Raw genomic sequence first — 16,844 nt, 5'->3', positions numbered from 1 at the left:
TCATACATCTGGCCAAGCTGGCCGAATCGACTGCACGGAGCCATCGCCACACTACAGGAAGACATAACCCGGTGACTTAGAGAGTGTTTGAGAAGATCATGTTGAGGGTGTGACTACGTACTTCTGCTGGCGTCGGGCGGGTTCGCCACGGGCGATGCGGCGGGTGATGGTGTTGATCGCCGCCCAGCGGATCATGGCCTCGGACACTGCGGGGTGGCGTTCGTAGTCCCGGGCCAGGCGGCGGTGCGCGGTGACCCAGGCCAGGGTCCGCTCGACCACCCACCGCCGCGGGAGGACGGCGAATCCGCGCTGCTCAGGCGGTTTGCGCACGATCTCGACGCTGGTGTGCAGGATCGTGGTCGCCCAGTCCAGCAGGCGCCCGGCGAACCCGGCGTCGGCGTAGACGAACCGCACCCTCGTGCGCAGGTAGAGGTCGAGCAGGGTCGACTTGGCGCCATCGCGGTCCTGGACCGAGGCCGAGCACACCATCGTGGTCAGCAGCAGGCCGAGGGTGTCGGTCACGATGAACCGCTTCCGGCCGTTGATCTTCTTCCCGGCGTCGTAGCCGCGGGTGTCCCGCCCGACCGTGTCAGCGCTCCTCACCGACTGCGAGTCGATGATCCCCGCGCTGGGTTCGGGGTCGCGGCCCTCATCAGCGCGTAGCTGACGGCGCACGATCGGGAGGATCTGCTCGGTGACCCTCTGCTGCTCCCACCGGTTGAAGTACCAGTACACCGTCTGCCACGGCGGGAAATCAACTGGTAGAGCACGCCACGCGCACCCGGCGCGCACGACATAGAGGATCGCATCCACCACATCACGGCGCGCGTGCTTCTCCGGCCGGCCTCCCGCCCCGCCGCTGGCAGCAGCGGCTCGATCAACGCCCACTGCTCATCGCTGGTGTCCGAGGGGTACCGCCGCCTACGCCGAGCCACTCCTCCACGATGGACCACACCCGGACGCATCCAGCGCAGACACGCCGACCCTTCTCAAACACGCTCTCAGAGAGCGGAGTCACCGGGTTCACATCCGATACAGATCTTGGTCAAGTGGCCGCACCATGGTATCTCGGTGAGCGAGGTCGGATGACGGCCAGGATGGCAGCAGCGCCCGCAGATAAAGCTGCGAAGATGATGAATCCGATGAGCGGATCAGATCCACCTACCACCGATCCGATGATAAGAGGGCCGACAATAGTTCCCAGCCGTCCGGCACCGAGGCTCCATCCCAGTGCACGCGCGCGCATGGTATCAGGATATGATGCACCGACGAAGGCATTAATGAGGATCTGCCCACCGTGCCCGCCTATCCCGGCGCAGACAATGGCGATGGATAGCAGTGGCTGCGGCAGCTGCATGGACAGTCCGAAGAGTGCCAGCGTGAGGCCGAAATAGGTACACACCACGACTGGCCGGTTACCCCAACGGTCGGTCGCAGCCGCGATGAACAACGAGCCGACCACGGCACCGAGATTCAAGGTCAGAAGAAATAGCAGACTCGATCCTAGTTCGTACCCTGCTTCGCTCATGATGCCAGGCAGCCAGGTAGCCAGCCCAAACCAGACGAACATCCCACAGAACGTCGCCGAGGCGAAGAGCAATGAAAATGCTCGAAATCGCGGCGCGAAAATGCCGCCTCTCTCACGTAGCGCTGACTCGGGCGCAATCTCATCGTTCACACTATCGTCTGCGACGAGATAATCTGATCCTTCTTTCCGGATAGCTCCACGGGTAAAAATATGTGATTCAGGCAGCCATCTTAACAGTACTGGAATCAGGAAAAGCCCCGGAACGAGCGATAAGAAAAACATCCATCGCCACCCCAGTGTCGGTAGCACGACAAGTCCGGTCAAGGCTGCTCCGACTCCGCCGAGCGGTACCCCGGACAGCATCACGGTGTAAGCCAAGGTGCGGTGGCGGGTAGTGGCGAATTCCATGGTTAACGCGGACGCCGCCGGTACCAGTGCACCGATTCCAATTCCAGTAAGGAGGCGTAGGAGTCCTAGAGAAACAGGACCTGCGGCGACGCCGCAGAGTGCGCCGAACAAGGTGAACGTTACGACAGAGCCGATGGCAATCGGGCGTCGCCCAAAACGGTCTGCGAGGGGACCAGAGGCCAAGGCGCCGATCATCGTTCCGACGAAGACTGCCGCGGCGACCATTCCGATCTCGCCCGTTCCATAACCGCTGTTCGGGTCACGCAGGAGGATCGGCACCACCGTGGAGAACGCGATGAGATCGTATCCCTCGATCACGACCATGGCCCAGCACAGCGCGGTTACGAGTAACGAGACTCGACCTGGTGAAGTTGCTGTGCGGTGTCGATGTGGTCGATAGGAGCGGCGACTGTTCGTCATGGATTCTCACCTCTCTCGTGCGGTTCGCGCCTCACGGTCTGGGGGTACTCGGAACATCGTCGCGACGGACGTGCGAATGTGATGTATCCGTCCAGGCCACCGCACCCACCAGTAGATGCGGTGCATTCGCCATAGTTCAAGAATTTTCTGTTCCATCATCACCACCGAGTCGAGCGGTCGGCTACTTGCGATTCCATGTGTCGACCCGCCTGTCGGGGCTGTATTTCTAAGGGCGCCCTTCGGGGATTTCTCGGTGCTGGGCACGTCTGTGCAACGCGTAATCCACGCTGACACGTCCGGGACCGGCTACCATCAGGAGCAACGTGGAAGCACAGACGACACCCGCCATCAGCCAGCTATCACCGCCGTTCATTATATCTGCTGCGTGGGCGAAGATCAGTGCGCCGAGCATATTTACGACGACGAGTCCTCCCCCGATGAGGGTAAGAAATCCGAGGGCAAGCGCGATCCCACCGAGAAATTCAACAGAAATCGCGAACGTAGCAGAGAGGGACGGTAGTGGGATTCCCATACGCCTGAACTCGACGACCGTGCCTGCGAAGCCGTTTTCGAAGAGCTTTTTGCTTGCCTGTCCGAGCAGGATCGTTGCCACGAGCAGACGCATGCACACCAGGACTGCATCTCGGGCGATGACCGGTAACGCAGGAGGAGTCATCATCGAACCCTTCTTCTTCCGCGTGACACGAGGAGGGCGTGCTATAATCGCACATGTAGTCTCGGAGAGCGAACAGACAGTAAGTTAGCGGTGTCGGAGAGGCACGTCAAGGCATCGTGGATGCAACGATGCTGTGGCGGCGCCCGTAGTATCGGAATGCGCGACGTTGGGGAGAGCTGGATGGTGCTACAGACGCTCGATCGAGGCCTGACGATCCTGCAGTTGCTCTCACACGAGCGATCTGCCGGCATGACGGTCGCGCAGCTCGCTGCTGAACTTGACGTGCACCGTGCAATCTGCTATCGATTGGTCGGGACCCTCGACGCGCACGGTCTGACTGCTCGCACAGCTGACGGCCGAGTGAGGTTGGGGGCGGGAATCGCTGCTCTGGCAGCCAGCTATGAACCTCAGCTCCGGCGAGCAGCCGAACCCGTGCTCGCCGGGCTCGCCAAACAGACCACCGCCACGGCCTGTATCGCCGTAGCCCAGGGTGACGTCTGCATCTACATCATGAGCGTCGAATCCCCTGACGCGGTATTACACATGAGTCCCCGAGTGGGCAGCCGACACCCTCTGAGTATCGGAGCCGCCGGGATCGCGATCCTTGCCGCCCGACAACCTAGCGCTACAGATACCGACGCTGTAAACCTGGCCCGCCTCCAAGGCTACAGTATCACTTCCGGGCAACTCCAGATTGGGGCTACCGGAATCGCAGCAGCGATCCAGCCGAACCGTGCCGAAGACCTATCCGGCTGGAACGCCGAAGCGAGCGTCAGTGTCATCGGTACCGCCGAACTCAACATCCCCCATGCAGTGACAGCCGTCGCTGCAGCCGCCGACCACCTCACTCGCCTGGCAGCCACGTGAAACGCTATACTAGTGAGAAAACTGGCGTATAGACGTTGTGGTAGAGTGAGCCTTTTTCAACCTGACCAGCGAGCTTCTGCGTCAGGAGATCGCGAAGGTTGCAGCGCAACTGCTCTGACCACAGCTGCACAGGTCACCGGCTCGCTAGCTCGGCGTCTGCACCCACACAACCAGGCCCCTGAGCTGCCGGAACGGCAGGTTGAAAAAGGCTCAGTGTATGAGTGAAGGAACGTCGACTCCCGCGTCGTGAGCTGCCAGAGATTCGTTCGCAGTTCGTGCGGATGGTGGATGACGGGATCGGGCGCGAGTCGATCATGTCGGCGCTACGGCTGAAGCGTGCCACGTACTTTCAATGGCGGCGTCTGTACCGGGAGGGCGGGGTGCAGGCGCTGGCCGTGAAGCCCTTGCCGGGGGCGAAATCGAAGCTGACTGAACAGCAGACATCGCAGTTGCGGAGTTGGCTGGTCGGGCGTGATCCGCGCCAGTTCCAGTTCGACTTCGCGTTGTGGACCCGGGTGATCGTCGGTGAGTTGATGAAGACCCGGTTCGGGGTGGAGATGACCCCGCAGGGGATCGGGCAACTGCTGCGTCGTATCGGGCTGTCGCCGCAGCGACCGTTGTACCGGGCCAGTGAGCCTTTTTTAACCTGCCGTTCCGGCAGCTCAGGGGCCTGAACGGCAGGTTGAAAAGGGCTCATTGAGCCTTTCCCAGTAGGTGCTGGTTGATCATGTGGTTCGGTCGTGCTCGACGTGGAGCAGGACGAGCGCGGCGGCGGTGATCGCGCCGATCCGCCAGGGGCAGAAGCTGACCCGGCGTAGCGCCTTGAAGGTGGTCTTGAGCAGGGAGTTCCCGCGTTCGGCCACAGCCCTGACGGCGGAGTGCAGCGTGTTGACGGTGCGCTTGTCCACCGACAGCCCACCGCCGGTGGGGGTCTTGAACGGGCAGGTCAGGCGGGTGTTCTCACCCTCGTAGCCGAGGTCGGCGAGCACGACGTGGGTGTCGTCGGTCCAGCCCTCGATCGCGTCGAGCAGGCCGGGGTGACCGCGGGCGCAGGTGGTGTCGTGCTCGCGGCCCGGGCGCACCGGGGAGGTCCACAACGGCCACCCGTCAGGCGCGGTGAGGACCTGAACGTTCCCGCCGTGGACGTGGTGCTTACCCGACCACCACAGATCCACTCCCGGGGTCGGTCCGGGAGTGCGGGAGCGGTCAGTGTGGATCACGGTGCCGTCGAGGTGAACGTGGGTGTGCCCGGCGGTGCGGGCCGCGAGCAGCGCGCCGGGCAGTCCAGGCGCGGCGGCGGCCAGAACGTCGATGCCTTCGTGCAGGTAGCGGTAGGTACTCGACAGGCTCAGTTGGTTGTCGGTGGCGAGCTGGGCGACCCGGGTCGCGTCGAGGAACCAGCGCAGCACCAGCACCGCGTGGCGGTCACAGTCCAGCGCCCGACGCCCGCGCCGGGTCCCGCGCCGGAGGCGTTCCTCGGCCAACAGCCGCGACAACATGGACGCGGTGGGCTCCCCGATCGGGAGCACGGCGGTGTAGGTGACAGGATCGGGCACGCGGGACCTCGGTGGTGAGTCGATCTTTGAGCGGACCGACCTCTTCTACCGGGGTCCCGCACCCTCGTTGAGCACCTCCACGCCCCCGGCGTGTCGCCGCCAGCCGCTCCCCACTACTGGGAAAGGCTGTCATCGGTACCACCGAACTCAACATCCCCCATGCAGTAAAAGCCACCACCGCAGCCGCCGACCACCTCACTCGCCTGGCAGCCACCGGATCCGGGATCCCCCGGGGGGTCCCGGCGGCCGGTGGCCGTTGGTCGGTGGCTGAGCAGCCCCGGGTGGGCGGGGCCGTGGTGTGCTGGTGCCACCGCGGCCCCGCCCACCGGTGCGGGGAGCGGGTCAGGCCGCCGCGCGCGGGTCGACGACGGGGCCCGGGTGCCGCAGGTGCTTGCGGGCCTCCAGTTTCTCGTCGGAGGCAAAGGTCAGCATGTCTTCTCCGTCCTTGCAGGCCATGAGCACGACGAAGCGGAGCTCGGTGTTCCCGGGATTGGCCGCCTGGTAGTGGATGCGGTCGCCGCCCGGCTCCCAGATCGTGTCGCCGGCCCGCTTGAGCACCGGGGCGTCGCCCTCGAGTTCGACGATCATCTCGCCTTCGAGGACGTAGCCGTAGACCGGTCCGGGGTGGCGGTGGGCCGGTGTACCGGGATTGTTCGGTTCGACTGATACGACGACCGTCATGAGATGGCCGCCTGCGGGCAGCTCGGTCATTGGGTGCTCGTCGAGTGTCTGGATCGTCGTGCCGTTGAGTTCGATCACGGTGCCTCCTGGGTGTCGCTACGGGACGGTCAGGCCGAGACGCTCTGGACCGCCTCGGTCGGCCAGGTCGTGCGGTGGTCGGCGAGGGTGAGGATCGCGCCGGCGTCGTCGATCGGCGGGTAGATCCACTCGCTGTTGATGGTGTGCTTGAGCTTCTTGGCCTCGTCGCCGGTCTGGGCCACGGTGCGGTCCCAGCCGGTGGTGAGCACGGCCCCGTACGGCCCGAGGCTCAGGCAGGTGACGTACGGGTTGGGGGCGAACGGGACCAGCGGCAGCCCGAGCACGTCGGCTCCGACGTTCGCCCCGGCCAGCTTCCCCTGGGGGACGGCGTGCTGGCAGCTCTGCATCACCACGTGTCCGCCCTCGGCGACGGCGGCGGCGGTGTCGCCCGCGGCGTAGACGCCGTCCACCCCGACAACCCGCAGGTGCTCGTCGACCTCGAGCCTGCCGATCGCGTCCCGGGTGCCGGGGATCAGCTCGGTCAGTGCGCTGGCCCGCATCCCGGCGGTCCAGACCACGGTGCGGGTGGGGATCACGGTGCCGTCGGACAGGACGGCCCGCTCGCGATCGACCGACTGTAGGGAGACGTTGAGCGCCAGCTCGACCCCGGCGTGTTCCAGCGCTGCAAGGATCTCCGGGCGGGGCCCGGGGCCGAGCTCGGGGCCGACCGTGTCGGCACGCTCGACCAGGACGACCCGCACGGGCCGGTCGCCGGCGACCGCGCGGAGCCGGGCCGGCAGCTCGGTCACGACCTCGAGGCCGGTGAACCCGGCACCAATCACAACGGCGGTGAAGCGCTCGTCGCCGCCGGCTACCGTGCCGAGCCTGCTCACGTGCGACTCCAGCGCGGCAGCGGCCGGCAGGGTGTCGACGTCGAACAGGTGCTCGGCGCCCTCGACCAGGGGGGTCAGCACCCGGCTGCCTGAGGCCAGGACCAGGCGGTCGTAGCTCAGCTCCAGCGCCGAGCCGTCACGGCCGAGCGCGCTGACCGTGCGGGCCTCGGTGTCGATGCCGGTGACGATGCCGGGGATCCGCCGCACCCCGATCGGCCCGAGAACGCGGTCGAGTGCCACCCGCTTGCCCTGCGGGTCGTCCTCGTAGAGCCGCGGGCGGATCGCCAGGTCGTCTGCGGCGCCGATCAGGGTCACGGTCACGGCGTCCTCGGCTGCGCCGGCCTCCTGCCGGGCCCGGATCGCCCCGGCCGCGGCCCAGACCCCGGCGAAACCACCGCCGATAACCAATATACTTGACATCTAGATTCTCCATCCTCGCCGGCGCAGGTGCGCACTTCAGGGAAACAGGTGGGACGGTCAGCCGGTGGGCTGACGGTCGTAGGCGCTGCGGGTGAGGCTCTGGGCGTCAGGTGCGTTCTCGTCGACTTCGGCACGGATGTCGGCGATCGTGCGGCTCGCGAGCTCGCGGCGCCACGCCATCTCCGCTCGGCGCATCGAGATGCTGATCGCACACGGTGCGCCGAACGCGGAGCGCGGGAGAGCAGCGCCGACACCGTGCTGGCGGATCTCCGCGCAGCGGAAGGCCTCCTGGGGGCCCTCGATGGCCGCGACGACGTCCATCAGCGTGATCGAGGACGCGGCCCGGGCGAGCCGGAATCCGCCGCGCGATCCCGGGACCGACTCCAGGATCTCCGCCTTGGCCAGCACCTGGAGCTGCTTGTTGAGGTAGGGCGCCGGCAGGTCGTGTCCCGCGGCCAGCTTTCCGACCGAGACCGGCTGGTCGTCGTCCAGCCAGGCCAATGTTAGGACGATGTGAAGGGTCCACTCGACGCCCTGGCTCATCCGCATGGCCTATACCGTACAATCCGGATACTTAATGTCAAGGTTTGGGTGTTGACATACCGGCGTGCTGCACCACATGTCCGGAGCACGCGGAGGATCAGGTCGAAGTGCGGCGTGGTGGCCAGTGAGCCTTTTTCAACCTGCCGTTCCGGCAGCTCAGGGGCCTGGTTGTGTGGGTGCAGACGCCGAGCTAGCGAGCCGGTGACCTGTGCAGCTGTGGTCAGAGCAGTTGCGCTGCAACCTTCGCGATCTCCTGACGCAGAAGCTCGCTGGTCAGGTTGAAAAAGGCTCAGTGCCGCGGCGTCGGCGTCCCGCACCTCGAGCGCCGCGACCAGCGCCTCGTGATCGCCGGTCGTGTCGGGCAACGACGGGTCGTCCAGGAGCTCGATGAGCACGTCGCCCAGCGGGCGGTCCTGGCCGAGGCGACGACGGCCCGGTGGAACCGCACGTCGGTGGTGACGAAGGCGCAGGCGTCCCCGGCCGAGGAGCGAGCGCCGCTCGGACAGCATCGTGCGCAGGCGACGAGCTCCTCCGGGGCGGTGCGGACCGCGGCGAGCCGGGCGGCCTCGACCGCGCGGTGGACCTCGAAGACCCCGGTGATCCGGGCGCGGCAAATGCCGTCGTGGACGCTCAGCGACCGCTCGTCGGCCGGGCCCGGGGTCGGCAGCGAAGATGCCGTGGCCATGCCGGACCTCGACCAGGCCGTCACACGCAAGCTGCTGGACGACCTCGCGGGCCGAGGAGCGGCCGACCCCGAACTCGTCGACCAGTTGGCAGGCGGAGGTGGGTGATGCCACGTCAGCCCGAGGTGTTCACCCGCGCGCTCGACCCTGACGAGGCCCAGCTTCTGGTCACGATCACTAGGACGGCGCGCGATCGTGTTCGCCTGCGCCGCGCCGGGATCGTGCTGGCCTCGGTACAGGGCTGCAGCGCTGCCGAGGCGGCTGCGATGTACGCGGCGAAGCCGCAGTACGCGCGGGAGGTGATCCACGCTTAACCCGGGGCTTTCATCGCGGTTCGCCGAGCGGGGCGTGTCAGAAGGCTGGAGGGTGCCACTGACCAGCAAGGATGGGGATTGCTGAGGTCCCGTATCCGCGCGAATCAGGAGCACCCTCCAGGTGAAGAAGGCTATCGGGTTCTACTCGTGCCCGGACATCGACACGGCCGCGACAGCGGTGGTGTCGCATGCCGGGACGAGGCTGCTGACCGAGACCATCGGCAAGGTCGGGCTCGACCACGCTCTGTCGCAGGCGTTGGAACCGTGGCGGCCGCGGTTGGCGGTGCACGACCCGGCGAAGGTCCTGCTCGATCTCGCGTTGACGCTGGCCGCCGGCGGGGACTGCCTGTCCGACATCGCGCTGTTGCGTGCGGAGCCCGCTCTGTTCGGTCCGGTGGCCTCAGACCCGACGGTCTCCCGCACGGTAGATCGCCTCGCCGCCGACTCGACCGCGGTGTTGGCGGCGATCGATGCCGCCCGCGCCACGGCTCGGGCGAAGGTGTGGGCGCTGGCCGGTTCCGCCGCTCCCGACCACCAGACGGACGCGGCGAACCCGCTGGTCATCGACGTGGATGCCACCCTGATCACCGCCCACTCGGACAAGCAGGGCGCCGCACCGACGTTCAAGAAGGGCTTCGGGCACCATCCGTTGTGGGCGTTCTGCGACCACGGCGCGGCCGGGACCGGTGAGCCTCTCGCGGCGCTGCTACGCCCCGGGAACGCCGGGTCGAACACCGCCACCGACCACGTCACCGTCATCCGGGCGGCGCTGCGCCAGCTCCCCGACCACCGCCCGGGCAACCGTCCCGGCCGCAAAGTTCTGATCCGGGTCGACGGCGCAGGTGCCTCGCATGAGCTCCTCGACTGGCTGGCCGGGCAGCGTCTGTCCTATTCAGTCGGCTTCGGGCTGTCCCAGGCTCTGGTCGACCAGCTCGCCGCGCTCCCGGCCACGGACTGGCAGACCGCGCTCGATGCCGACCGCGAGCCCCGTCCCGGAGCCTGGGTCATCGAGGCGACCGGCCTGATGAACTTGACCTCCTGGCCGAAAGGGATGCGGGTGATCGTCCGCCGCGAGCGCCCGCACCCCGGCGCGCAGCTACGGATCACCGACCCGGACGGGTTGCGCTACACTGCATTCGCCACCAACACACACCCCGGTGGAGCGGGCCGCCAACTCGCCGACCTCGAGCTACGACACCGCCGCCGGGCCCGCGCCGAGGACCGCATCCGGGCGGCGAAGGACACCGGGCTGACCAACCTGCCCTTGCACGAGCTCGACCAGAACCGGATCTGGCAGGCCGTTGTCGCGCTCGCCTGCGAGATCACCGCCTGGGCGCAGATGCTCGCCTACACCGACCACCCGGCGCGGCGCTGGGAACCGAAACGACTCCGGCTGCGGCTGTTCTCCCAGCCCGCACAGCGAGCCCGGCACGCCCGCCGAACCGTCCTGCACCTGCCCGCCCACGCACCCTGGGCCAGGCTGCTCTGCGAAGGCCTCGCCCGGCTGCGCGCACTCGCCGTCCCCGGCTGAGCCCGACCCCGCCGTCACGACGACCCAGGACCCCGACCGGACCAGTGGAAACCGGCGCCCACCCGAGCGACCTCGGCTGAACTGTCACACCCGCCAGGCAGAATCAGCGCCACCACACCGACGAGCACCGGTGTCGATCAAGCCGGGACTGCCCGACGAAAGATCCGGGCTAACCCCCAAGGGGGTCGCGGTGCTGGACCCAAAATGGAGCGGGGGTCGTTGGACTCGGCGTGGTCACCCTGGGCGGTGCCGGACTGCGGACCGGGCGGACCATCGGACTGTTGATCGGTGCGATACTATGGATCGTCGGATTTGGTCGTGGTCAGCTGGTTGGTCGGATAGCCAGCGCAGTGGCCCGCTGGCCGGGACCGAGCCGCTGGTGCGGGCCCGGCCGCACAGCTGGCGGCCGGTTGCCGACGGGGCGACACGATCACTGCAGGCCGGGTGCGTGGAGGTTCGGGCGGTGGCCAGGGTCTTGGTGGCTGAGGATGATACCAAACAAGCCCTCGTCTTGCGTGAATACCTGGTCAGGGAGGGGTACGCCGTCCTCGTTGTCGGCGACGGGCGGGCCGCGATCGACGCCATCCGCCAGCGCCGGCCCGATCTGGTCCTGCTCGACGTCATGATGCCTCACCTCGACGGTCTGGACGTGCTCCGTTCGGTCCGCGGCGAGCACCCGATGGCCGTCATGTTGATCACTGCCCGGTCGGCTGAGGAGGACCAACTGCTCGGGTTCGACTTGGGTGCTGACGACTACGTGATCAAGCCCTACAGCCCGCGCCAGCTGATGGCCAGGGTGCGGGCGGTTCTGCGGCGCGCCGGCGCCGGCGCGGCCGAGGCCGTGCTGCAGTTCGGTGAGCTACAGATCGACCTCGAGCGGTGCGCGGTCCGCGTGGCCGGGCAACCGGTGGAGCTGACCGCCCGCGAGTTCACCCTGCTGGAGACCCTGGCCCAACGCCCGGGTCGGGTGTACTCGCGACGGCAGCTTCTGGAGGCGATCGCCGGATTTGACCACCTGGCTATGGAGCGGACGGTCGACATGCACGTGTCCAACATACGACGCAAGATGGAGCCAGACCCGGCCCGGCCTCGGTACCTGCTGACGATGAAAGGCCGGGGATACCGCCTGGCCGAGGATCCGACCGGTGCTGGGTAGCGTCCGGTCGCAGATCGCCACGGCCACGGTAGTGTTGTCGGTCGTCTTGGTCGCGGTGACCGCCTGGCTGGTGACCCGCAACGTGGAGACTGCGGTACAGGACGAGGCCTCGCGTACGCTTAGCAACGACTCGATGATCCACCAGGAGCTGATCGACTACGGCGTCGGGCTCACTAGCTGGGACGGCGCGGCTGACCTAGTTGTGATGTCCATGGACGTTGTTCCAGGTTGAGCTGATGACGGCCTGTCGCTGAGACAGGCGAGGACCCCCGGTTGTGAAGTGGAGCTGTCTAGGAACCGCTTCACCAACCGGAGGCCCTTGTGACCCACGCTAACGCTGCGCTGACTCCGCGTGCCCGGCTACGGCTGGCCCGTCTGATCGTCGACCAGGACTGGACCTGCTCCACCGCGGCCAGAATGTTCATGGTCGCCCCTCGCACCGCCCGAAAGTGGGCTGACCGCTACCGCGCCGAGGGCCCGCCCGGGATGGTCGACCGCAGCTCCCGACCACGGTCGATGCCGGCCAAGACCCCGCCGAGGCTGGTGAAGCAGATCGTGCGACTGCGGTGGCACCACCGACTCGGACCAGTACAGATCGGCGGCCGACTCGCTCTCGCCGCCTCGACCGTGCACGCGGTCCTGCGCCGCTGCCGGATCAACCGGCTCTCCCACATCGACCGGGTCACCGGCGAGCCCCTACGCCGCTACGAACACCCACACCCCGGCTCGTTGATCCACGTCGACGTCACCAAGTTCGGCAACATCCCCGACGGAGGCGGACACCGCTTCGTCGGACGCCGACAAGGCGCCCTGAACAAGCGGTCCACTCCCGGACTGCCCAGGGGAACCGACTACAAGCCGCGCACCGGCAGAGCGTTCGTCCACACTGTCAAGTCCCGGGTTCGATAGAGGCTCGGTTCTCACGCTCCGGCGGGTTGCCGGGCGGGTTCTGTGACGGCGTGCAGGGCCTCGTGCTCAACGGGCGGGATCAGGCCGAGCTCGCCGTGTAGGCGGCGGTGGTTGTACCAGTCGATGTACTCGGCGACGGCCAGCTCGAGGTCGTCGGTGCCTCGCCACGGGCCCCGGTTGCGGACGAGTTCAGCCTTGAACAGCGAGTTGAACGCCTCCGCCATCGCATTATCGTAGGAATCGCCGACCGACCCGACTGAAGCCACAGCGTCGACTTCGGCGAGTCGCTCGCCGTACCGCACGGCGACATATTGGACTCCGCGATCCGAATGGTGTATCAACTCGGAGAGGTCCGCGCCCGCCCGTTGCCGGGTCCAGATCCCCATGTTGAGCGCGTCCAGCGCGAGATCGGTGTACAGGTTACGAGAGAGCTGCCAGCCCACGATCCGTCGGGAGAACACGTCCATCACGAAAGCCGCGTACACCCATCCAGAGAACGTGCGGATGTAGGTGATGTCAGCGACCCACAGGCGGTCCTGGGCGGGTGCGGTGAAGTCCCGTTCGACCAGGTCCGGGCGCCTGTCCGCGCCCTTGGCTCGGACCGTGGTGCGCGGCACACGCAGCCGGGACACTCCACGGAGCCCGTTGCGGCGCATCAGTCGTTCCACGGTGCAGCGAGCGACCCGGCGGCCGCCTACTCCGCCTTCCCGACATAACGCCGCCCACACCTTCCGGCTGCCGTAGACGCTGAAGTTGTCGCGATGCACCCGTTCGATCTCTTTCAAAGTCTCGGCGTCGGTGAGTGCCCGCGCCGAGGGCGGTCGCTTCTTCGACGCATGGAAAGTGGACGGGGCGATCGGAACACCGGCGTCCTTCAACACCGCGCAGATCGGCTCGACCCCGAACTGTGTCTTGTTCTCCTCGATATAGTCGAGGACTACCTGCTGGGGCGGTCGAGCTCCGCCGCGAAGAAAGCCGAAGCCGACTTGAGAATGGCGTTCGCCCGGCGCAACTCCCGAACCTCACGTTCGAGCTCTGCGAGCCGGGTCGCGTCGTCGGTGGTCGTGCCCGGCCTGGTGCCGTTGTCGATCTCGACCTGCTTGACCCAGCCCCGCAGCGTCTCCGGGTTGATCCCCAGCTGCTCGCCGATGCGCTTGAAGATGTTCCCGCCCGCGGACGCCGGGTCGGCCTTGGCGTCCAACACGAGCCGGATCGCTCGCTCCCGCAGCTCGTCGGGGTACTTCCTCGGGGCGGCCATCGGTCGATCATCCTCCAGGCTTGATGGTCTCCATCAAACCCGGGACGAGACAGTCCCACCCGGCTGGATCTCGCCGGCCTCGCCGCTGCGGTCGGCGACACCCATCAACCGCTCGCTGCGGCGGCCGGGATCACCGTGAAGATCCAGGCCCAGGAGCCGTGCCTGGCGAGGGGGGACGACACCCGGGTCCGTCAGATCATCAGCAACCTGCTCACCAACGCGGTCCGACACACCCCGCGCGGGGGCACGGTCACGGTGGCCGTGTCCACCCACGCCGATCAGGCGCTGCTCAGCGCCGCCGATACTGGCCCAGGTATTTCGGCCGAGCACGTGGACGTGGTGTTCGACCGGTTCTGGCGGGCCGACCCGGCCCGCGGCCGCGACGGCGGGGCAGGGCTGGGATTGGCCATCTCCCGCGAGCTCGCCAGGGCGCAGGGGGGAGACCTGACCGTCGAAGGCCGTGACGGTATTGGAGCCCTCGGCCGACCGGGGGCGAGGTTCGTCCTGCGGTTGCCGCGCCCTGCCCATCCCTGATCGGCCCGTCGCGACTGGCGCGGCCCGACCGGTGGCGTGGCTCGTCGCGCCGGAACCTGAATCGGCGTTGATACACCGTTGACACGGAAGGCCAAGAATCAGGGAAATGGGTGAATCAGCTGCCAACAGCGTGCCACCATCAGGGCGAGATCATGCCGTCCCGACCCACACCGCGGCCGGCAACACCGTGGTGGGTCAGGGGGTCACCAGGGCGTCGAACCGGGTGCCTGCTCTGGATGTGCTGCGCGGCATCGCCATTATCGGAACCCTGGCCTCCAATGTCTGGATCTTCACGGCGTCCGTGGGGGCCGAGGCGGGCGGCACTGAGCCTTTTTCAACCTGACCAGCGAGCTTCTGCGTCAGGAGATCGCGAAGGTTGCAGCGCAACTGCTCTGACCACAGCTGCACAGGTCACCGGCTCGCTAGCTCGGCGTCTGCACCCACACAACCAGGCCCCTGAGCTGCCGGAACGGCAGGTTGAAAAGGGCTCAGTGGTGGCTGATCGGGCTCTTCCTAGGCGTCCATCTCGGACATGTCGGATATAGCGGATACCAGGCTTACGAACAAGCCACGACGACGGAGAGGTCTACACTGCCGGTCGACCTGAGGTCTGGCACCTGGTGGTCGGAGGTGCAAGCGAGCTTCAGCCACATCATCGAATCCAGCTTCGTGCCTGACCAGGGGTTCTTCACCGTTATGCTGATGGGATTGGTCACGTTCCTCCTCGGCGCGAAGCTCTACCGCATCGGCATCTTCGCGCCCGGGCACCGTCGCCTGCGGTACTGGCTCATCGGCAGCGGATTCCTGGCCGCTCTTCCGCTTGACTATCTGCTCAGCAGAACCGAGATGTTCGGACCCTACGTCATCTTGTTCGGTCGCTACGGGGCCGCCCTGGGTGTCCGGCGGGTCCTAGTGGCGTCCACCAAGGTGGTGTGCGACCGGCCCGGTGACGAGCTGGTCGAGCTGTAGGGCGGCCACCGCGTGATCTTCTGAACGCCTCTCACAGCCCACAGAAGATGGATCACGCGATGACCGCACCCTCCAGTATCGACCCCACCGAGTTCCTGCACGAGCAGCTGTCCCAGGCGAGCCCGGATCTGCTGTGCCACATGTTGACCACGTTCATCAACACCCTGATGTCCGCCGACGCCGACTCGGTGTGCGGCGCGGCCTGGGGCGAGCGTTCCGAGGCTCGCACGAACACCCGCAACGGCTACCGCCACCGCGACTTCGACACCCGCGCTGGCACGATCGACGTGGCGATCCCCAAGCTGCGCAACGGCTCCTACTTCCCCGACTGGTTGCTGGAGCGTCGTCGCCGGGCGGAGCGGGCCCTGACCACGGTGGTCGCGACCTGCTACCTGCTCGGGGTCTCGACGCGGCGGATGGAGAAACTCGTCGACTCCCTGGGCATCACGAGGTTGTCGAAGTCGCAGGTCTCAGAGATGGCCCGGGACCTCGACGGCCAAGTCGAGCAGTTCCGGACGCGTCCGCTCGACCAGGGCCCCTACACCTTCGTCGCCGCCGACGCGCTCGTGCTCAAAGTCCGCGAGGGCGGCCGGGTCGTGGCAGTCCACGCCCTGCTCGCCACCGGGGTCAACGGCGACGGACACCGGGAGATCCTCGGCCTGCAGGTCAGCTCCGCCGAGGACGGCGCCGGCTGGCTGGGGTTCTTCCGCGACCTCACCGCCCGCGGTCTGACCGGCGTCGCGCTGGTCACCAGCGACGCCCACGCCGGCTTGGTGTCCGCGATCGGGGCGACCCTGCCCGGCGCCGCCTGGCAGAGGTGCAGGACGCACTACGCGGCGAACCTGATGGCTGCGACCCCGAAGCAGTCCTGGCCGTGGGTGCGGGCGTTGCTGCACTCGGTCTATGACCAGCCCGACGCCGCATCGGTGCACGCCCAGTTCGACCGGGTCCTCGACGCCTTGGCCGACAAGCTCCCGAAGGTCGCCGAGCACCTCGACGCCGCCCGAGCCGACGTCCTGGCCTTCACCGGCTTCCCGAAAGAACTGTGGCGCCAGATCTGGTCGAACAACCCCTCCGAGCGCCTGAACCGTGAGATCCGGCGCCGCACCGACGTCGTCGGGATCTTCCCCGACCGCGACTCCCTGATCCGCCTCGTCGGCGCGGTCCTGGCCGAGCAACACGACGAATGGGCCGAAGGACGCCGCTACCTCGGCCTCGACGTCCTCGCCCGCTCCCGCGTCACCACGATCCCCGACACCGCCACCAGCGCTGAGGAGGCGACCTCGACCACCACCATCCCGGCGCTCAGCGCCTGACCGAACAAGAAGATCACGCGGTCGTCGTCACACACCACGCCAGCGGACTTGACCCGGGTCCTCGGGAGATTTCTGGTGTGGTCACAGGTTTGTTTCAGGGTCATGTCGCACAGTCAGACTATGAACCGAGTATGGGCTGGGCTCTGGAGACGAGCTGACGGACG

General features: G+C 67.1%; 19 protein-coding genes, 1 pseudogene and 1 other annotated feature. Of the genes and pseudogenes, 11 read left to right on the top strand and 9 right to left on the bottom strand.

The window, feature by feature from the left end; translation table 11 throughout:
• Positions 1-96: 96 nt before the first annotated feature.
• The 3 genes from XF36_RS29030 to XF36_RS31050 form a co-directional block, all read right to left on the bottom strand.
• A protein-coding gene (locus XF36_RS29030; protein ID WP_060713651.1) for an IS5 family transposase occupies positions 97-965 on the bottom strand; the annotation gives its coding sequence in 2 pieces (ribosomal slippage) (positions 97-854 and positions 854-965; 870 coding nt in all).
• Positions 966-1,045: 80 nt separating this feature from the next.
• Complete coding sequence (locus tag XF36_RS31055; RefSeq protein ID WP_168169626.1) at positions 1,046-2,260, bottom strand: MFS transporter; 1,215 nt, start codon at positions 2,258-2,260, stop codon at positions 1,046-1,048.
• Positions 2,261-2,582: 322 nt separating this feature from the next.
• Positions 2,583-2,981: a DoxX family protein gene (locus XF36_RS31050; RefSeq protein ID WP_168169625.1), complete on the bottom strand. Its 399-nt coding sequence runs from the start codon at positions 2,979-2,981 to the stop codon at positions 2,583-2,585.
• Positions 2,982-3,212: 231 nt separating this feature from the next.
• On the opposite strand from XF36_RS31050, the gene XF36_RS31045 reads away from it, so the two are divergent.
• Together XF36_RS31045 and XF36_RS29025 are read left to right on the top strand one after the other, a co-directional pair.
• Positions 3,213-3,899 (top strand): IclR family transcriptional regulator domain-containing protein, encoded by a 687-nt coding sequence (locus XF36_RS31045; RefSeq protein WP_145981699.1) that lies wholly within the window; start codon positions 3,213-3,215, stop codon positions 3,897-3,899.
• Between the two features lie 221 nt (positions 3,900-4,120).
• Positions 4,121-4,573 (top strand): winged helix-turn-helix domain-containing protein, encoded by a 453-nt coding sequence (locus XF36_RS29025; protein WP_145981698.1) that lies wholly within the window; start codon positions 4,121-4,123, stop codon positions 4,571-4,573.
• A 51-nt stretch (positions 4,574-4,624) separates the two neighbouring features.
• Here XF36_RS29025 and XF36_RS29020 read toward each other — a convergent pair whose 3' ends face one another.
• The 5 genes from XF36_RS29020 to XF36_RS35900 all read right to left on the bottom strand — a co-directional run bounded on the left by XF36_RS29020 (position 4,625) and on the right by XF36_RS35900 (position 8,807).
• On the bottom strand, positions 4,625-5,398 hold the full coding sequence (locus XF36_RS29020) for an HARBI1 family protein (protein ID WP_060715202.1): 774 nt from the start codon (positions 5,396-5,398) through the stop codon (positions 4,625-4,627).
• Between the two features lie 399 nt (positions 5,399-5,797).
• A complete protein-coding gene (locus XF36_RS29015; RefSeq protein WP_238589389.1) occupies positions 5,798-6,214 on the bottom strand; it encodes a cupin domain-containing protein in 417 nt (138 codons plus the stop codon).
• Positions 6,215-6,243: 29 nt separating this feature from the next.
• Positions 6,244-7,467, bottom strand: a complete 1,224-nt coding sequence (locus XF36_RS29010; protein WP_060715142.1) for an NAD(P)/FAD-dependent oxidoreductase — start codon at positions 7,465-7,467, stop codon at positions 6,244-6,246.
• 57 nt (positions 7,468-7,524) lie between these two features.
• Positions 7,525-8,016, bottom strand: a complete 492-nt coding sequence (locus tag XF36_RS29005; protein ID WP_060715141.1) for an RrF2 family transcriptional regulator — start codon at positions 8,014-8,016, stop codon at positions 7,525-7,527.
• Positions 8,007-8,807, bottom strand: coding sequence for a GntR family transcriptional regulator (locus XF36_RS35900; RefSeq protein ID WP_082375957.1), 801 nt, complete (start codon positions 8,805-8,807; stop codon positions 8,007-8,009). Before XF36_RS35900 ends, XF36_RS29005 begins: the two co-directional genes overlap by 10 nt.
• Here XF36_RS35900 and XF36_RS28995 point away from each other — a divergent pair.
• The 5 genes and pseudogenes from XF36_RS28995 to XF36_RS28975 form a co-directional block, all read left to right on the top strand.
• The gene (locus XF36_RS28995) at positions 8,801-9,007 is read left to right on the top strand and encodes a hypothetical protein (RefSeq protein ID WP_082375956.1); all 207 of its coding nucleotides are present in this window, start codon (positions 8,801-8,803) and stop codon (positions 9,005-9,007) included. The two genes, XF36_RS35900 and XF36_RS28995, sit on opposite strands and share 7 nt — an antisense overlap.
• Before the next feature lie 121 nt (positions 9,008-9,128).
• Entirely contained in the window at positions 9,129-10,538 is a 1,410-nt protein-coding gene (locus tag XF36_RS28990; RefSeq protein ID WP_060713329.1) for an IS1380 family transposase, read from the top strand.
• Positions 10,539-11,001: 463 nt separating this feature from the next.
• Positions 11,002-11,694 (top strand): response regulator transcription factor, encoded by a 693-nt coding sequence (locus XF36_RS28985; RefSeq protein WP_060715200.1) that lies wholly within the window; start codon positions 11,002-11,004, stop codon positions 11,692-11,694.
• Positions 11,684-11,926 carry a hypothetical protein gene (locus XF36_RS28980; protein ID WP_060715138.1) on the top strand — a complete coding sequence of 81 codons (243 nt, stop codon included), beginning with the start codon at positions 11,684-11,686 and terminating at the stop codon, positions 11,924-11,926. Before XF36_RS28985 ends, XF36_RS28980 begins: the two co-directional genes overlap by 11 nt.
• Positions 11,927-12,015: 89 nt before the next feature.
• Positions 12,016-12,585: pseudogene (locus tag XF36_RS28975) on the top strand (leucine zipper domain-containing protein); the annotation flags it as partial.
• A 29-nt stretch (positions 12,586-12,614) separates the two neighbouring features.
• Here the strand turns inward: XF36_RS28975 and XF36_RS28970 are convergent.
• A protein-coding gene (locus XF36_RS28970; protein WP_238588955.1) for an IS3 family transposase occupies positions 12,615-13,861 on the bottom strand; the annotation gives its coding sequence in 2 pieces (ribosomal slippage) (positions 12,615-13,579 and positions 13,579-13,861; 1,248 coding nt in all).
• Positions 13,452-13,580: a sequence feature (AL1L pseudoknot), on the bottom strand. Its footprint overlaps the gene before it by 129 nt.
• A 135-nt stretch (positions 13,862-13,996) precedes the next feature.
• Here XF36_RS28970 and XF36_RS28960 point away from each other — a divergent pair.
• The 4 genes from XF36_RS28960 to XF36_RS28945 all read left to right on the top strand — a co-directional run bounded on the left by XF36_RS28960 (position 13,997) and on the right by XF36_RS28945 (position 16,680).
• Positions 13,997-14,395, top strand: a complete 399-nt coding sequence (locus XF36_RS28960) for a sensor histidine kinase (protein WP_060715137.1) — start codon at positions 13,997-13,999, stop codon at positions 14,393-14,395.
• Between the two features lie 106 nt (positions 14,396-14,501).
• Positions 14,502-14,738, top strand: coding sequence for a hypothetical protein (locus tag XF36_RS32060; protein WP_145981697.1), 237 nt, complete (start codon positions 14,502-14,504; stop codon positions 14,736-14,738).
• 287 nt (positions 14,739-15,025) lie between these two features.
• Positions 15,026-15,364: a hypothetical protein gene (locus XF36_RS28950; protein ID WP_060715135.1), complete on the top strand. Its 339-nt coding sequence runs from the start codon at positions 15,026-15,028 to the stop codon at positions 15,362-15,364.
• A gap of 59 nt (positions 15,365-15,423) precedes the next feature.
• Entirely contained in the window at positions 15,424-16,680 is a 1,257-nt protein-coding gene (locus tag XF36_RS28945; protein WP_060711586.1) for an IS256 family transposase, read from the top strand.
• The last annotated feature ends 164 nt before the right edge of the window (positions 16,681-16,844 follow it).

This window comes from Pseudonocardia sp. HH130629-09 (assembly GCF_001294645.1).
GTDB lineage: Bacteria > Actinomycetota > Actinomycetes > Mycobacteriales > Pseudonocardiaceae > Pseudonocardia.
The sequence above is the reverse complement of the archived record's forward strand: the minus strand, read 5'-3'. Positions and strand labels throughout refer to the sequence as shown.